At 59.9% G+C, this 16,365-nt stretch carries 13 protein-coding genes; 11 read left to right on the forward strand and 2 right to left on the reverse strand.

What is annotated here, in order from left to right; genetic code table 11:
• Positions 1-46: 46 nt before the first annotated feature.
• On the reverse strand, positions 47-2,266 hold the full coding sequence (locus KVG95_RS07635) for a primosomal protein N' (protein WP_217855390.1): 2,220 nt from the start codon (positions 2,264-2,266) through the stop codon (positions 47-49).
• Between the two features lie 170 nt (positions 2,267-2,436).
• Between KVG95_RS07635 and rpmE the strand changes: the two genes are divergently transcribed.
• The 3 genes from rpmE to KVG95_RS07650 all read left to right on the forward strand — a co-directional run bounded on the left by rpmE (position 2,437) and on the right by KVG95_RS07650 (position 4,934).
• A complete protein-coding gene (gene rpmE, locus KVG95_RS07640; RefSeq protein WP_007899231.1) occupies positions 2,437-2,667 on the forward strand; it encodes a 50S ribosomal protein L31 in 231 nt (76 codons plus the stop codon).
• 14 nt (positions 2,668-2,681) lie between these two features.
• Entirely contained in the window at positions 2,682-3,482 is an 801-nt protein-coding gene (locus KVG95_RS07645) for a thermonuclease family protein (protein WP_217855392.1), read from the forward strand.
• Positions 3,483-3,665: 183 nt separating this feature from the next.
• The gene (locus KVG95_RS07650) at positions 3,666-4,934 is read left to right on the forward strand and encodes a malic enzyme-like NAD(P)-binding protein (protein ID WP_007899225.1); all 1,269 of its coding nucleotides are present in this window, start codon (positions 3,666-3,668) and stop codon (positions 4,932-4,934) included.
• Between the two features lie 253 nt (positions 4,935-5,187).
• Here the strand turns inward: KVG95_RS07650 and KVG95_RS07655 are convergent, their stop codons facing one another.
• Complete coding sequence (locus tag KVG95_RS07655; RefSeq protein WP_437180787.1) at positions 5,188-7,626, reverse strand: penicillin-binding protein 1A; 2,439 nt, start codon at positions 7,624-7,626, stop codon at positions 5,188-5,190.
• 218 nt (positions 7,627-7,844) lie between these two features.
• Here KVG95_RS07655 and KVG95_RS07660 point away from each other — a divergent pair, with 218 nt between their 5' ends.
• From KVG95_RS07660 to KVG95_RS07695, 8 genes are all read left to right on the forward strand, one after another.
• Positions 7,845-8,909 carry a pilus assembly protein PilM gene (locus KVG95_RS07660; RefSeq protein ID WP_123499947.1) on the forward strand — a complete coding sequence of 355 codons (1,065 nt, stop codon included), beginning with the start codon at positions 7,845-7,847 and terminating at the stop codon, positions 8,907-8,909.
• Positions 8,909-9,475, forward strand: a complete 567-nt coding sequence (locus KVG95_RS07665; RefSeq protein WP_052965067.1) for a PilN domain-containing protein — start codon at positions 8,909-8,911, stop codon at positions 9,473-9,475. The genes KVG95_RS07660 and KVG95_RS07665 overlap by 1 nt, the downstream gene beginning before the upstream one ends.
• Entirely contained in the window at positions 9,472-10,095 is a 624-nt protein-coding gene (pilO, locus tag KVG95_RS07670; protein ID WP_217855396.1) for a type 4a pilus biogenesis protein PilO, read from the forward strand. Before KVG95_RS07665 ends, pilO begins: the two co-directional genes overlap by 4 nt.
• Complete coding sequence (locus KVG95_RS07675) at positions 10,092-10,619, forward strand: pilus assembly protein PilP (protein ID WP_217855398.1); 528 nt, start codon at positions 10,092-10,094, stop codon at positions 10,617-10,619. The genes pilO and KVG95_RS07675 overlap by 4 nt, the downstream gene beginning before the upstream one ends.
• A 13-nt stretch (positions 10,620-10,632) precedes the next feature.
• Complete coding sequence (locus KVG95_RS07680; RefSeq protein ID WP_217855400.1) at positions 10,633-12,708, forward strand: type IV pilus secretin PilQ; 2,076 nt, start codon at positions 10,633-10,635, stop codon at positions 12,706-12,708.
• A 4-nt stretch (positions 12,709-12,712) separates the two neighbouring features.
• Positions 12,713-13,231, forward strand: coding sequence for a shikimate kinase AroK (aroK, locus tag KVG95_RS07685; protein WP_052965071.1), 519 nt, complete (start codon positions 12,713-12,715; stop codon positions 13,229-13,231).
• Positions 13,232-13,381: 150 nt separating this feature from the next.
• On the forward strand, positions 13,382-14,482 hold the full coding sequence (aroB, locus tag KVG95_RS07690; protein ID WP_217855403.1) for a 3-dehydroquinate synthase: 1,101 nt from the start codon (positions 13,382-13,384) through the stop codon (positions 14,480-14,482).
• Between the two features lie 10 nt (positions 14,483-14,492).
• Positions 14,493-16,079, forward strand: a complete 1,587-nt coding sequence (locus KVG95_RS07695; RefSeq protein WP_217855404.1) for an SPOR domain-containing protein — start codon at positions 14,493-14,495, stop codon at positions 16,077-16,079.
• The last annotated feature ends 286 nt before the right edge of the window (positions 16,080-16,365 follow it).

The raw sequence follows: 16,365 nt of genomic DNA on the forward strand, positions 1-16,365 counted from the left end.
CAGATCCCTGTGGGAGCCGGGCTTGCCCGCGATAGCGATCTTGAATTCAATACAAATCGACCGGATCGACATCCAGCGACCAGCGCACCGCCCGCCCACTCGGCATCTGCTCCAAAACCAGCAACCAACTGCTCAGCAATCGATGCAGCGGTGCCCGGGCCGTCGCTTGCAGCAACAACTGTGCACGATATCGCCCGGCTCGGCGCTCCATCGGCGCCGGCACTGGCCCCAGCAACTCGATACCGGTCAGATTCTGCTCGGCCAGCAAACGCTCGGCCTCGCTGCACGCCTCATCAAGGAAGCCTTCGGCTTGCCCCGGTTTATGTGCTTCGGCCCGCAGCAGCGCGAGATGCGCAAACGGCGGAAGCCCTGCGGAGCGGCGTTCGCTCAACGCCTGTTCGGCAAAGGCGAAATAGCCTTGCTCAGTCAGTTGCACCAGCAGTGGATGGTCTGCCAAATGCGTCTGGATGATCACTTTGCCCGGCTCTTCGGCCCGCCCCGCGCGCCCGGCGACCTGGACGATCAGCTGCGCCATGCGTTCGCTGGCGCGGAAGTCGCCGGAGAACAGTCCGCCGTCGGCATCCAGAATCGACACCAGCGTTACCCGAGGAAAGTGGTGACCTTTGGCAAGCATTTGTGTGCCGACCAGAATGCATGGCTGGCCTTTCTGGATGGTGGCGAACAGTTGATTCATCGCGTCTTTGCGTGAAGTGCTGTCGCGGTCGACCCGCAGCACCGGCACGTCCGGAAACAGAATCCCCAAGCGTTCTTCGGCGCGCTCGGTACCGGCGCCCACGGGCCGCAAATCGACCTTGCCGCACTTCGGGCAATGCCGAGGCACGCGTTCGACGTAGCCACAGTGGTGGCAACGCAGTTCGCCAGAGCGCTGGTGCACGGTCATTCGCGCGTCGCAGCGCTGGCATTCAGACATCCAGCCGCAGTCGTGGCAGAGCAGCGTCGGGGCGAACCCTCGTCGGTTGAGGAACACCAGCACCTGCTGGCCGGCGGCCAGGGTCTGACCGATGGCTTGCTGCATCGGCCCGGAAATGCCGCTGTCCAGCGGGCGACTTTTCACGTCCAGACGCAGGAAACGCGGCTGCTTGGCGCCACCGGCCCGCTCATTCAGGCGTAAGAGGCCGTAACGACCTGTGTAGGCATTTTGCAGGCTTTCTAGCGAAGGGGTGGCGGATCCGAGGACAATCGGGATGTTTTCCTGCCGGGCGCGGACCAGTGCCAGATCGCGGGCGTGGTAACGAAGACCTTCCTGCTGTTTATAAGAGCCGTCGTGTTCTTCATCGATGATGATCAGGCCCGGGTTCTTCATCGGCGTGAACAGTGCCGAACGGGTACCGATAATAATGTCGGCCTCGCCATCCCGCGCCGCCAGCCAGGCTTCCAGGCGTTCGCGGTCATTGACTGCGGAGTGGATCAGCGCGATGCGCGCATTGAAGCGCTGCTCGAAGCGCGCCAGGGTTTGCGGGCCGAGGTTGATCTCCGGGATCAGCACCAGAGCTTGCTTGCCAGCTTCGAGGGTTTCGCGGATCAGCTGCAAATAGACTTCGGTCTTGCCGCTGCCGGTAACGCCGGCCAGCAGGAACGCGTGATAACTGTCGAATCCGGCGCGAATCGCTTCATAAGCGGCGCGCTGCTCAGGGTTAAGCGGCAGTTCCGGTTGCGCCAGCCAGTGTTCGTGGCGCACACCGGGCGCGTGCTTGCGGATTTCGACTTGCACCAGATCCTTGGCCAGCAACAGATCGAGGCTGTCCTTGCTCAGCATCAATTTGCTCAGCAGCTGATGAGCGACGCCGTGTGGATGCTGGGCCAAGGTCGCCAGGGCTTCGCGCTGTCGCGGTGCGCGGGCGATGCGCGGGTCTTCAAGGCTGGCGCCGGGCGCGGCGGACCAGAAGCGTTCCTGGCGTGCTTCGGCCAGTTCACCTTGTCGCAACAGTACCGGCAGAGCCCAGCTCAAGGTGTCGCCGAGGCTGTGCTGGTAATACTGGGAAGTCCACAGGCACAGTTTGAACAGCGCTGGCGGCAGCGGCGGCGTGGCGTCGAGCAGCGCCAGAGCCGGTTTGAGTTTTTCCGGCGGTACTTCGCTGGTGTCGGTGACCTCTACCAGAATCCCGATCATCTCTCGCCGACCGAAAGGCACCCGCAAGCGCATACCCGGGTGCAACTGGGCGCGCAGGACTCCGGCCGGGGCGCGGTAATCGAACAGGCGGCGCAGGGGCGAAGGCAGGGCGAGGCGCAAAATGGCGTTGGGCACGCGATTGTTTTCTCGATGAGAGGGCGATGAAGAAGGCCGGGAGCCTAGCAGACGACTGGTTTAAGCGACAGCTTGCGTGATTGCAAAGGTCTGGTAGAATCCGCGGCCTAATTACGTGCGGTATTCAACAATGGTGTTGAGTGGCGGCACGCTAGCCTGAGGAATACATCATGAAAGCCGATATCCATCCAACATACGAAATCACCGCAGTTACCTGCAGCTGTGGCAACAAGTTCGAAACTCGTTCGAACCTGGCCAAGCCTCTGGCGATCGACGTATGCAACGAATGCCACCCGTTCTACACCGGTAAGCAGAAGACTCTGGATACTGGCGGTCGTGTACAGCGCTTCGCAGACCGTTTCGGCGCTTTCGGCAAGAAAGCTCCAGCTGCTGCAGAGTAAGGTTGAAGGGCCCGATGGGCTTTTCCTTGCTGATGAAAAAGGCGTCCCTCGCGGGCGCCTTTTTTGTGTCCGCGATTTGGCTTTCCGCTGCCCAGGCCTTCTGCCCGGCGCCGAGCGGGCTGACGTCGACCGCGGTGCAGCGGGTGGTGGATGGCGACACCTTGCGTCTGCGCGATGGCCGCAGCGTGCGCATGATCGGTTTGAATACGCCGGAGTTGGGCAAGCAGGGGCGTTCAGACGAGCCTTTCGCCGTGGCCGCGCGCAAACGCCTTGAAGCACTGGTGGCCGCCAGCGACGGGCAGGTCGGTTTGCTGCCGGGTAAAGAAAGCAAGGACCATTACGGCCGGACTCTGGCCCATGTCTATGGCGTCGATGGTGCCAACCTCGAAGCGCAGATGCTCGCCGAGGGGCTCGGCTTTCAGGTGGCGGTGGCACCGAATGTCGATTTGGTCGCCTGTCAGCAAGCCGCGGAACGCAGTGCTCGTCGGGCCGGTCTCGGGCTGTGGCGACAATCACCTGTACTGAAAGCGGAGCAGATCAGCGCGTCCGGTTTCGCCATGCTCAGCGGTCGTGTGAGCAAGGTTCAGCGCAATCGCGGCGGGGTTTGGATCGAGTTACAGGATTCGGTTGTATTGCGGGTTGCACCCAATATGCTGGACCAATTCGATGTCGCATCGCTTGAAAAGCTCAAAGGCAGGCAAATCGAGGCTCGTGGCTGGGTGGTGGATCGTTCGCGCCGTGGTGGGTTGAAACCGGGGCAGGCGCGCTGGCTTCTGCCGCTGACCGATCCGTCGATGTTGCTGGTAGCGCCGTAAGAAAAAGTTGTAGACATTTTTTCTATCGATTGTGAACAGTCTATCCCTTGTTTTCCGTGGCTCTTGGCCCAAAGTCGTAGGGCCGGGCGCTTGACAGGGGTGACTGGTCAGTCTTGTGAGGACTTTGCGAGGCGAGTATCCTCGGCGGTCCGTCTGTCCAACAGTAAAAAGCGGAACGCCCCTATGTCTGATCTGAAAACTGCCGCTCTCGAATATCACGCCCATCCCCGTCCAGGGAAGCTGAGTGTCGAGCTCACCAAGGCCACCGCTACCGCCCGCGATCTGTCGCTGGCCTACAGCCCCGGCGTAGCCGAACCAGTACGCGAAATCGCCCGCGATCCTGAACTGGCCTACAAATACACCGGCAAGGGCAACCTGGTTGCAGTCATTTCCGATGGCACCGCGATTCTCGGCCTGGGTAACCTTGGCCCATTGGCTTCCAAGCCGGTTATGGAAGGTAAGGGCGTGCTGTTCAAGCGCTTTGCCGGCATCGACGTATTCGACATCGAAGTCGACTCCGAAAGCCCGCAAGCCTTCATCGACACCGTCAAGCGTATCTCCATTACCTTCGGTGGCATCAACCTGGAAGACATCAAGGCACCTGAGTGCTTTGAGATCGAACGCGCTCTGATCGAGCAGTGCGATATTCCGGTATTCCACGATGACCAGCACGGCACCGCGATCGTTACTGCGGCCGGCATGATCAACGCCTTGGAAATCGCTGGCAAAACCCTGGCTGACGCCAAAATCGTCTGCCTGGGCGCCGGTGCGGCCGCCATCTCCTGCATGAAATTGCTGGTGAGCATGGGCGCCAACATCGAAAACATCTACATGGTTGACCGTACCGGTGTGATCCACTCCGGCCGTGACGACCTGAACCAGTACAAGGCTGTGTTCGCTCACGCGACCGAGAAGCGCACCCTGGCTGACGCGCTGGAAGGCGCTGACGTGTTCGTTGGCCTGTCCGGTCCGAACCTGCTGAGCGCTGAAGGCCTGAAATCCATGGCGGCCAACCCGATCGTGTTCGCGTGCTCGAACCCGGATCCGGAAATCTCCCCGGAACTGGCTCACGCCACCCGTAACGACGTGATCATGGCCACCGGCCGTTCGGACTACCCGAACCAGGTCAACAACGTACTGGGCTTCCCGTTTATCTTCCGTGGTGCCCTGGACGTTCGCGCCAAGCGCATCAACGAAGAAATGAAAGTGGCTGCCGCCAACGCCCTGCGTGAACTGGCCAAGCTGCCAGTGCCTCAGGAAGTGTGCGACGCCTACGGCGGCATCAAGCTGGAATTCGGTCGTGAGTACATCATTCCGAAACCAATGGATGCCCGTCTGATCACCCTGATCTCCGATGCCGTGGCCAAGGCTGCGATCGAGACCGGTGTGGCGACCCTGCCGTATCCGAAGAACTACCCGCTGAAAAGCGTGGATGACGTGTTCAACGGCTAAGCCGTTGTAACGCTTCAACCAAAAGCCCCGGCTCTCGCGAGTCGGGGCTTTTTATTGTCTGCGGTTTTTGTGGTGTCTTTGAGGGCCTCTTCGCGAGCAAGCCCGCTCCCACAGGGGTATGCATTCCAATGTGGGCTTGCTCGCGAAGGCGGCCTGACAGGCAACCCTGGTTTCAGTCGGTGCACAAATTCCAGGCGCAACAAAAAGCCCCGTCTTCTAGAGAAGAACGGGGCTTTTGCGTTGCGCTACGGGATCAGAACAAATCGATCGGCGCTGCCTCGTCCGCTGGCAGCGGGCTGCCCGGCACATTGCCGTTACCCAGCTCGTTCACCGACGGTGGTGTGTCTTCGGCCTTGAACAGTTCGAAGTAGGCGCCTGGCGTACTTGGGGTGGCTGCACGGCCGCTGATCGGGTCGACGCGCAGGCTGAGAATGCCTTCGGGTTCCGCTTGGGTGTGGGGCGGTTTGTCTTTGAGGGCCGCCGCCATGTAGTTCATCCAGATCGGCAAGGCAACGGTACCGCCGAACTCGCGTCTGCCCAGGCTTTCCGGTTGGTCGAAGCCGGTCCAGACGGTGGTCACGTAATCGGCATTGTAGCCGGAGAACCAGGCGTCCTTGGATTCGTTGGTGGTGCCGGTCTTGCCCGCGATGTCGCTGCGACCCAAGGCCAGTGCACGGCGGCCGGTACCGAGTTTGATCACGTCCTCAAGCATGCTGTTGAGGATGTAGGTGGTACGGCCATCGACGATGCGCTCGGCCACGGCTGGCGTTTGTGGCGCTGGCTGGGCGCTCGGCGCTGCGCCTGGAGTGGCGTTGACCGTGAAGGTGTCGGAGGCCGGCATGGCGATGCCATCGCTTGCTACGACGCCTTTCGGAACGCTCGGCGGGTTGGCGACGAATAGCGTGTCGCCGTTGCGGCTTTCAATCTTGTCGATGATGTACGGAGTGATCTTGTAGCCGCCGTTGGCGAAGGTGCTCCAGCCGGTGGCGATTTCCATTGGCGTCAGGGTCGCGGTCCCCAGGGCCAGCGACAGGTTGCGCGGCAGGTCCTGTTTGTTGAAGCCGAATTTGCTGATGTAGTCGATGGTGCGGTCGACACCCAGCGCTTGCAGCAATCGGATCGATACCAGGTTGCGCGACTTGTAGAGCGCTTCACGCATGCGGATCGGACCGAGGAAGGTATTGGTGTCGTTCTTCGGACGCCAGACCTTGTCCAGGTACTCGTCGACGAACACGATCGGTGCGTCGTTTACCAGGCTGGCGGCGGTATAGCCGTTGTCCAGGGCGGCGCTGTAGACGAATGGCTTGAAGCTCGAACCCGGCTGACGCTTGGCCTGCATGGCGCGGTTGTAGTTGCTCTGCTCGAAGGCGAAACCGCCGACCAGCGAACGAATGGCGCCGTTCTGCGGGTCGAGGGAAACCAGTGCGCCCTGGGCCTGCGGAATCTGGCTGAATTTGAGCGAACCGTCTGGCTGACGCTGCACGCGAATCAGATCACCGACCTGCGCAACATCCGACGGCTGCTTCGGATTGGCGCCCATGCTGTTGGTGTTCAGGAAGGGGCGAGCCCACTTCATGGTGTCCCAGGCAACGTGTTCTTCGCCGGTGCGGGTCAGCACCTGCACGCCGTTCTTCTCGACCTGGGTCACGATCGCCGGTTCCAGGCTGCTGATGGTCCGCTGCTTGGTCAGCTCCAGGGCCCAGGCCTCTCGGGTTTTACCTGGCAGGCGTGACTCGGGGCCGCGATAACCGTGCCGTTGATCGTAGGTCATCAAACCTTCGTGAACCGCGGTGTTGGCCATCTCCTGCAGATTGCTCGGCACGGTGGTGGTGACACGGAAACCTTCGGTGTACGCATCGCTGCCATAGCGGCCGACCATTTCGGCACGGGCCATTTCGGCGATGTACGGTGCGTTCACTTCCGGGGTCGGCACATGGTAGCTGGCGTTCAGCGGTTCATTGATCGCAGTGGTGTAGTCGGCTTCGGTGATCTTGCCGAGCTTGTACATGCGCCCCAGGATCCAGTCGCGACGCTCCTTGCTGCGGGCCGGGTTGGCCAGCGGGTTGAAGCGTGAAGGGGCTTTTGGCAGGCCGGCGATCATCGCCATCTGCGCCAGGCTGACGTCACGAATCGACTTGCCGTAATAGACCTGCGCCGCCGCCTCGATGCCATAGGCGCGGTTGCCCAGATAGATCTTGTTGACGTACAGCTCAAGGATCTCGTCCTTGGTCAACTGCCGTTCGATCTGCAGGGCCAGGAGGATTTCGGTGGTTTTGCGCGAGAAGCTGCGTTCGCTGGTCAGGAAGAAGTTCTTCGCCACCTGCATGGTGATGGTGCTGCCGCCGGACTGAATGTGTCCGCTCTTTACCAGCTGGGTAGCGGCACGCATCAGACTGCTGGGATCGACGCCGTAGTGGTTGGCGAAATTGTCGTCTTCAGCACTTAGTAACGCATTAATGAAATTGGGGGGAATGTCGGCGAAACGGATTGGCGTACGGCGCATTTCGCCAAATTCTGCGATCAATTTGTTGTCGCTGCTGTACACCCGCAAAGGAATCTGCAACTGAATACTTCTCAGCGCCTCCACGGATGGCAATCCGGGGCTAAGGTAAAGAAAAGCGCCGCTCAGACCCAGGAGCAGTCCGCAGAAAACGGCGACGATGGACCAACCGAAAAATTTCAGCAGACGAATCAAGGCTTTTGGATATCCAGGGCAAAGAATGAATTAGGCATCAGGGTTCAGGCTATACAGAGAATGACCCGCGCTTGCAGTGAAAGCGGAAAAAACGCTCGGCATTATAAGCATTTTTCCGCCGGGGGCGTCATTTGCGCTTCTGTCAAGACGGGGGGTATTGAACGCAATGGATATTACAGAGTCCGTAACTCACGGATAGTCATAGGGAATTGGTAGTGCTAGGACTCTTCAATAAAAAAGCCAATACGCTTTTGGGGATCGACATCAGCTCCACGTCGGTGAAGCTACTGGAGCTAAGTCGCCAGGGCGACCGCTATCGGGTCGAGGCCTATGCGGTCGAACCGCTGCCCGCCAGTGCTGTGGTCGAGAAAAATATCGCCGAGCTCGAAGGCGTGGGGCAGGCTCTTGCGCGGGTGCTATCCAAGGCTAAAACCAGCCTCAGGAACGTTGCCGTGGCGGTGGCCGGTTCGGCGGTGATCACCAAGACCATCGAGATGGATGCCGGTCTTTCCGACGACGAGATGGAAAACCAGCTGAAGATCGAGGCCGATCAGTACATCCCTTATCCGCTGGACGAAGTGGCGATCGATTTCGAAGTGCAGGGTGTGTCGGCGCGTAACCCCGAACGGGTCAATGTGCTGCTGGCGGCCTGTCGCAAGGAAAACGTCGAGGTCCGTGAAGCGGCCCTTGCTCTGGCCGGGCTGACCGCGCGAGTGGTCGATGTCGAAGCCTATGCCCTGGAGCGATCGTTCGGCCTGCTGGCAACCCAGTTGGCCGCTTCTCAGGAGCGTCTGACCGTGGCGGTGGTCGATATCGGCGCCACCATGACCACCCTGAGCGTGCTGCACAACGGGCGGATTATCTACACCCGCGAACAATTGTTCGGCGGCCGTCAACTGACGGAAGAGATCCAGCGTCGTTATGGTCTGACCGTCGAGCAGGCGGGGCTGGCGAAGAAGCAGGGCGGTTTGCCGGACGATTACGTTAGCGAGGTCTTGCAGCCATTTCGTGATGCGTTGGTGCAGCAGGTGTCGCGTTCATTGCAGTTCTTCTTTGCCTCCGGCCAGTACAACTCGGTCGATCACATCCTCCTGGCCGGCGGCACCGCCTCGGTCCCCGGGCTGGAGCGATTGATCGAGCAGCGACTGGGTACGCCGACCCAGGTTGCCAATCCATTCTCCAACATGACCCTGAGCAGCAAGGTCAACGCCGGTGCCCTGGCGAGCGATGCTCCGGCGCTGATGATCGCCTGCGGGCTGGCCCTCAGGAGTTTCGACTGATGGCGCGGATCAATCTTTTACCCTGGCGTGAAGAGTTGCGCGAAGGGCGTCGCAAACGCTTTTTACTGGCGTTGGTCGGTGTGCTGGTGGGGTCGGTGGGCGCGCTGTTGATCGCGGATCAGGTCATTAACAGTGCCATTAATCGGCAAGTCGCCCGTAACGATTACATCAGCAAGCAGATTGCCGTGGTCGACGAGCGGATTAAACAGATCAGCGACCTGAAGGCCCGTCGACAGCAACTCGTCGAGCGCATGCGCATTATTCAGGACCTGCAAGGCAACCGGCCGATCAGTGGGAGGATTTTCGATCAATTGGCGCGTACTTTGCCGGACGGAGTTTATTTCACCGAAGTGAAAATGGTCGGCAAGACGTTGTCCATCACCGGCGCGGCGGAGTCCAACAATCGTGTTTCGGATCTGATGCGCAATCTTGATGCTTCCGACTGGTTCGATGCGCCCAACCTCACGGAAGTCAAAGCGACCACCGCCGGTCAGCTGGATCAGGCCAATGTTTTTCAGTTGACCGTCCGTCAGACTCAGCCCGCAGTTGTGGGGGGCGTGAAATGAGGCTGTCCGAATGGTTCGAAGGGTTACGCCAGATCGACATCAACGATCTGGATACCAACAACATGGGGTCCTGGCCACCGGCGATCAAGGTCCTGGCGAGTGTCCTGCTGATGGTGCTGGTGCTGGGTCTGGGCTACAGCTTCTTGATCAGCGATCTGCAAAACCACCTGGAACTCAGGCGCGAGGAAGAGTCGACGCTCAGGGAGCAATTCGCGACCAAGGCCCATATGGCGGCGAATCTGGAGCTGTATACCCAGCAGATGAAGGAAATGGAGAACTCCTTCGGCATGCTATTACGGCAATTGCCCAGCGACACCGAAGTACCCGGCCTGCTGGAGGACATCACCCGCACCGGCCTGGGCAGCGGCCTGGAGTTCGAAGAAATCAAGCTGCTTCCGGAGGCCACCCAGCAGTTCTACATTGAGCTCCCTATCCGGATCACCGTCACCGGCGCCTATCACGACCTGGCCACTTTCGTCAGCGGCGTGGCCGGGCTGCCGCGGATCGTCACCCTGCATGACTTCGACCTGGCGCCGGCCAATCCTGATGGCGGTCCGAAGTTACGCATGAGCATCCTGGCCAAGACCTATCGCTACAACGATAAGGGGTTGCAGAAATGAGCCCGATTCGTTGCCTGTCGATGGTTATGTGTCTGGTCATCCTGGCCGGTTGTGGCGGCGACACTGATTTCAGCGACCTGGACGCCTATTTGAACGAAGTGCGCCTGCGTGCCCCCGGCAAGATTGAACCAACGCCGACATTCCGGTCTTACCCGACATTCACCTACAACGCTGCCAATCTGCGTAGCCCGTTCTCCCGGCAGGTCAGAGTCGATCTGGCCGGCCAGAAGCACGGCTCGCGTAACGTCAAACCCGACCCCAACCGGGTCAAGCAGTACCTCGAAGGTTTCAACATCGAGCAATTTGAAATGGTCGGCACCATCTCCAATGCAGCTGGCTCCTTTGCGCTATTGCGCGGGGCGGGCGGCGTGCATCGGCTGAAAGTCGGCGATTACCTGGGGCGTAACGATGGGCGGATCGTCGCCATCAGCGGTTCGCAAGTTGACGTGGTTGAAATCGTTCCCGATGGCGAAGGTGCCTGGCTGGAACGGCCGCGAACCATCCCTTTGAAAGAGCACTCATAGTGGAACTCGAATAATGAACAGGATTTTCTCAACCTTCGGTATTTCGCTATGGATAGCGTTTTTGTCGCCGATGGTAGTGGCGGCGAACCTCAAAGCGCTGGATGTCGCCGCGTTGCCCGGTGACCGTGTCGAGTTGAAGTTGTCGTTCGATGGGCCACCACCGCAGCCTCACGGTTACACGACAGAGCAGCCTGCGCGGATTGCGCTGGACCTGCCGGGGGTCACCAGTCAGCTGGCGAACAAGAATCGGGACCTGGGCGGCGGCAATGCCCGCAGCGCCACGGTCGTGGAGGCCAAGGACCGTACACGGCTGATCATCAGCCTGACTCAATTAGCCCCGTACAATGCCCGCGTCGAAGGCAACAATCTGTTCGTTGTCGTCGGGCAAGGGGCCGGTAACAAGGCATCCAAACCGATCCCCGCCGCACCGCGCGCAGCCACAGCGATGCCAGCACCTGCCAGGGTCAATGTACCCGTTGGCAAAGCCATTCGGGGCGTGGATTTCCAGCGCGGTACCCAGGGTGAGGGCAATGTGGTCATTGATCTGTCGGATCCGTCCATCGCCCCGGACATCCAGGAGCGCGATGGCAAAATCATCGTCGGTTTCACCAAGACACAACTGCCTGAACGGTTGCGTGTACGCCTCGACGTCAAGGATTTCGCCACGCCGGTGCAGTTCGTCAACGCCAGCGCCACGGGCGACCGGGCCATTATCAGTATCGAGCCCAGTGGCGCCTTCGATTATTCGACCTATCAGACCGACAACAAACTGACCGTCAGCATCCGGCCGATGACTGTCGATGACTTGCAGAAGCGCAACACCGAACGCTTTGCCTACACCGGCGAAAAACTCTCGCTGAATTTTCAGGACATCGATGTGCGCTCGGTGCTGCAACTGATCGCCGATTTCACCAACCTCAATCTGGTGGCCAGCGACACGGTGCAGGGCGGCATCACGTTGCGTCTGCAGAATGTGCCGTGGGATCAGGCGCTGGACCTGGTGTTGAAAACCAAAGGTCTGGATAAACGCAAGATCGGTAACGTGCTGCTGGTGGCGCCGGCTGATGAAATCGCTGCCCGAGAGCGTCAGGAGCTGGAGTCGCAGAAGCAGATATCCGAACTGGCGCCTCTGCGTCGCGAGCTGTTACAGGTCAACTACGCCAAGGCCGCCGATATCGCCAAGCTGTTCCAGTCAGTGACCAGCGCCGAAGCGAAAGTCGACGAGCGAGGTTCAATCACTGTCGATGAGCGAACCAACAACATCATTGCCTACCAGACCCAGGATCGCCTCGACGAACTGCGTCGTATCGTTGCGCAATTGGATATTCCGGTGCGTCAGGTGATGATCGAGGCGCGTATCGTCGAGGCCAACGTCGATTACGACAAAAGTCTTGGCGTACGCTGGGGTGGTTCGGTGCAGAAGGGCAACTGGAACACATCCGGGGTCAACGGCTCTTCGACCACCATTGGTACGCCGGGCAGCACCAGTACCAACTCGCCGTTCGTCGACTTGGGGACCTCTGCCAATACTTCTGGGATCGGCATCGCCTTCATTACCGACAATGTGCTGCTGGACCTTGAGCTTTCGGCCATGGAGAAAACCGGCAACGGGGAAATCGTCTCGCAGCCCAAGGTGGTCACGTCCGACAAGGAAACCGCGAAAATCCTCAAGGGCACCGAGATTCCCTATCAGGAAGCCAGCTCCAGCGGCGCCACCTCGGTGTCGTTCAAGGAAGCTTCGCTGTCCCTGGAAGTGACCCCGCAGATCACTCCAGACAATCGCATCATCATGGAGGTCAAAGTCACCAAGGACGAACCGGACTACCTGAACAAAGTGCAGGATGTGCCGCCGATCAAGAAAAACGAGGTCAACGCCAAGGTGTTGGTTAACGACGGCGAGACCATCGTCATTGGTGGGGTTTTCTCAAATACTCAGAGCAAGGTTGTAGATAAGGTGCCATTTCTCGGTGATGTGCCGTATCTTGGCCGCCTTTTCCGGCGTGACGTGGTTTCGGAGAAAAAATCCGAGCTGCTGGTATTTCTCACTCCGCGTATCATGAACAATCAGGCGATTGCTGTGAGTCATTGATTCTGTGCGAAATTTGATTCTTGTTGGACCGATGGGGGCTGGTAAAAGCACCATCGGCCGTTTGCTGGCCAAAGAGCTGCGCCTGCCATTCAAAGATTCCGATAAGGAAATTGAATTGCGCACGGGCGCCAATATCCCGTGGATTTTCGATAAGGAAGGCGAACCGGGTTTTCGTGACCGCGAGCAGGCGATGATTGCCGAGCTGTGCGCGTTCGATGGCGTGGTATTGGCGACCGGTGGTGGCGCGGTGATGCGCGAAGCCAACCGTCGAGCGCTGCACGCCGGTGGTCGGGTGGTCTATCTGCATGCGTCTGTTGAGCAGCAGGTCGGCCGAACAGCCCGCGACCGCAATCGGCCATTGCTGCGCACCGCCGATCCCGCCAAGACCCTGCGGGACTTGCTGGCGATCCGTGATCCGCTGTATCGGGAAATCGCCGACCTGGTGGTGGAAACCGATGAGCGGCCGCCGCGGATGGTGGTGCTCGACATCCTCGAACGCTTGCAGCAGCTACCTCCCCGTTAATGCGCGGCGCGAAATGCGCTATCCTCGGCGTCCTGTCGCAGCCGCTGAAGGTTGTGGTGGCTGGCTACCAAACGGCGTCACACCAGCAGACGCCATGGAATTCGTTAACTCAAGGCAGGACGCCTGATTCCATCTTCACTGTGGGGACACATGCAGACACTCAAAGTCGACCTAGGCGAGCGCAGCTACCCGATTCATATTGGCGAAGGTTTGTTGGATCAGCCTGAGCTGCTGGCCCCGCATATCCGCGGGCGGCAGGTGGCGATCATCTCCAACGAGACCGTCGCGCCGCTCTACCTGGAGCGTCTGACCAGCAGTCTTGCGCAGTTCTCGGTGATTTCCGTGGTGCTGCCCGATGGCGAGGCCTTCAAGACCTGGGAAACCCTGCAACTGATTTTCGACGGACTGCTGACTGCACGGCATGATCGCCGCACCACGGTAATCGCCCTGGGTGGCGGTGTGATCGGCGACATGGCCGGTTTTGCGGCCGCCTGCTACCAGCGTGGCGTCGATTTCATCCAGATACCGACCACATTGTTGTCTCAAGTCGACTCCTCGGTGGGCGGCAAAACCGGGATCAATCACCCGTTGGGCAAGAACATGGTCGGCGCCTTCTATCAGCCCAACGTGGTGCTGATCGATACCGCCACCCTCAACACCTTGCCGCCCCGCGAGCTGTCCGCCGGATTGGCGGAAGTCATCAAATACGGGCTGATCTGCGACGAGCCATTCCTGACCTGGCTCGAAGAAAACGTCGATCGCCTGCGCGCCCTGGATCAGGTCGCCCTGACTTACGCCATCGAACGCTCTTGCGCGGCCAAGGCTGCGGTGGTCGGTGCCGACGAGAAAGAGACGGGCGTACGTGCCACGTTGAATCTGGGCCACACCTTCGGCCACGCGATCGAAACTCATATGGGCTATGGTGTCTGGCTTCATGGTGAAGCAGTGGCTGCTGGCACCGTAATGGCTTTGGAGATGTCCGCGCGCCTGGGCTGGATCAGCGAACAGGAACGTGATCGCGGTATTCGTCTATTCCAGCGTGCCGGTCTGCCGGTCATTCCGCCGGAAGAGATGACCGAAGCCGATTTTCTCGAACACATGGCAGTTGACAAGAAAGTGATCGACGGTCGTTTGCGCCTGGTGCTGCTGCGCCACATGGGCGAAGCAGTAGTGACCGACGATTATCCGAAAGAGGTTTTACAGGCCACGCTGGGAGCGGATTACCGCGCCCTGGCTCAGCTTAAAGGTTAATAAGATCCCGATGACTAGTTTGCATGCCGACGAGGCTTTCCTCGGCCATTACCAGTTAAGTCATGACCCTTTCGCTCCACGGGTGCCTGGCTTCAAATTTTTCCCGGCCCAGCGCAAACCGGTGCTGGGGCAGCTGCATCATCTGGCCCGTTACAGTCAGTTGTTGCTGGTGGTCACTGGCCCTCAAGGCAGTGGCAAAACCCTGTTGCGTCAGGCCCTGGTGGCCAGCACCAACAAACAGTCAGTGCAGAGCGTGGTGGTTTCCGCCCGTGGCGCTGGCGATGCCGCTGGCGTTCTGCGTCAGGTGGCTCAGGCGTTGAACGTCGAGCAGGTCGAAATCGGCGCGATCCTGGCCCAAGTGGTACAGCTTGCCCTTACGGGGCAGGAAGTCTATTTGCTGTTGGATGATGCCGAGCAACTCGATGAATCTGCCTTGGAAGCCTTGCTGGCGTTGGCCGCTGGTGCACCGGAAGGTCGCCCGCACGTGTTTCTGTTCGGGGAGTCCTCGCTGATTGCCCAACTTGAAGCGCTGAGCCTTGAGGAAGAGCGCTTCCACGTCATCGAATTGCAGCCCTACACCGAGGAAGAAACTCGCGAGTATCTGGACCAGCGTCTTGAAGGTGCCGGCCGGGGTATCGAACTTTTTACCGCGGATCAGATCTCTGATATTCACGAAAGCTCCGACGGCTGGCCTGGCACCATCAACCAGGTCGCCCGCGATGCAATGATCGAAGCCATGATTGCCAGCCGCTCAGCGGTGAAGCGTCCAAGTATGGGGTTCAACATGCCGAAGAAACACGTATTGGCGATTTCCGCCGTTGTCGTGGTCGCGGTAGCCGCCGCCTGGTTGATGCCGGGTCGCAGCAAAGCGCCGACCACCGGCGCACCTGCCAACGAACAGGCGCAACTGCCGCTGGGCCAGGGCACGCCACAACCTGACAGTGGCGGCGCTCCATCCGTCGAGTTCGCCGGTAATTCGCAACCGATGCCGTTGCCGTTGGTCGGCAACTCGCAGCCGGTGATGCGTGGCCCATTGGCCGAAGCGGCTGGTGGTATCACCGAAGGCGACGACGGCGTGCCGGTCGAAGGTTCCAGCTCTACACCGCCAACCGTGACCACCACTGCGCCGCCTGCCGGCATCCAGCCGGGCCCGGCGCCAACACCTGCCGCCAAACCGGTTCCAGCGCCGACTCAGGTCGCGACCGCCAAGCCAGCGCCTGCACCAGTTGCCAAACCGGCTCCAGCGCCCGCCAAGCCGGCCACCGCCGTCAAACCGGTCGAGAAGCCAGTCACCGTGGCCAAAGCCGCCGGTGGCAGCTGGTACGCAGGCCAGGCGCCGGGTAACTATGTGGTGCAAATCCTCGGCACCAGCTCCGAATCGGCCGCGCAAAGCTTCGTCAAAGAGCAGGGCGGCGAGTACCGTTATTTCAAGAAAGTACTCAACGGCAAGCCGCTTTACGTCATCACCTACGGTAGCTTCGCCAACCGCGATGCAGCCGTTACCGCCATCAAGGCCTTGCCAGCGAAGGTTCAGGCTGGTAAACCTTGGCCTCGCACTGTCGCCAGCGTCCAACAGGAACTGGCAACAACTCGCTGAAGATTCGGCGGCCTTACCCAGGCCGCCTCTCCCGGCACCTCAAAATTTCTGCAAGTGCATGCCGCCTCTCCAGGCCGCGTGCCTTGTGGTGTCTGCGTCACAGTGGTCTTTGAGTCGTTGCGGTCAAAATTAAAAAAAGTTTTGACTAGCACAGCATATCGCTTTAAACCTTTCACAAATGCGACATAGATTTGCGACATTTCGTCGTCAAATTTGTGAGCCTCAGTGTCGGTGTGTACAATGACCTCCCTTTTGCCCCCGCAAAGCTGGCGTACGTTCGGCGTGG

Origin of the sequence: Pseudomonas farris, from assembly GCF_019145235.1 — a bacterium.
Classification (GTDB): Bacteria; Pseudomonadota; Gammaproteobacteria; order Pseudomonadales; family Pseudomonadaceae; genus Aquipseudomonas; species Aquipseudomonas farris.

Coding starts and splice junctions, on each gene's coding strand:
- KVG95_RS07645 (WP_217855392.1), top strand. CDS start 2,682: ATGGGCTTTTCCTTGCTGATGAAAAAGGCGTCCCTCGCGGGCGCCTTT.
- pilO (WP_217855396.1), top strand. CDS start 9,472: ATGAGGCTGTCCGAATGGTTCGAAGGGTTACGCCAGATCGACATCAAC.
- aroB (WP_217855403.1), top strand. CDS start 13,382: ATGCAGACACTCAAAGTCGACCTAGGCGAGCGCAGCTACCCGATTCAT.
- KVG95_RS07650 (WP_007899225.1), top strand. CDS start 3,666: ATGTCTGATCTGAAAACTGCCGCTCTCGAATATCACGCCCATCCCCGT.
- KVG95_RS07675 (WP_217855398.1), top strand. CDS start 10,092: ATGAGCCCGATTCGTTGCCTGTCGATGGTTATGTGTCTGGTCATCCTG.
- KVG95_RS07665 (WP_052965067.1), top strand. CDS start 8,909: ATGGCGCGGATCAATCTTTTACCCTGGCGTGAAGAGTTGCGCGAAGGG.
- rpmE (WP_007899231.1), top strand. CDS start 2,437: ATGAAAGCCGATATCCATCCAACATACGAAATCACCGCAGTTACCTGC.
- KVG95_RS07695 (WP_217855404.1), top strand. CDS start 14,493: ATGACTAGTTTGCATGCCGACGAGGCTTTCCTCGGCCATTACCAGTTA.
- KVG95_RS07680 (WP_217855400.1), top strand. CDS start 10,633: ATGAACAGGATTTTCTCAACCTTCGGTATTTCGCTATGGATAGCGTTT.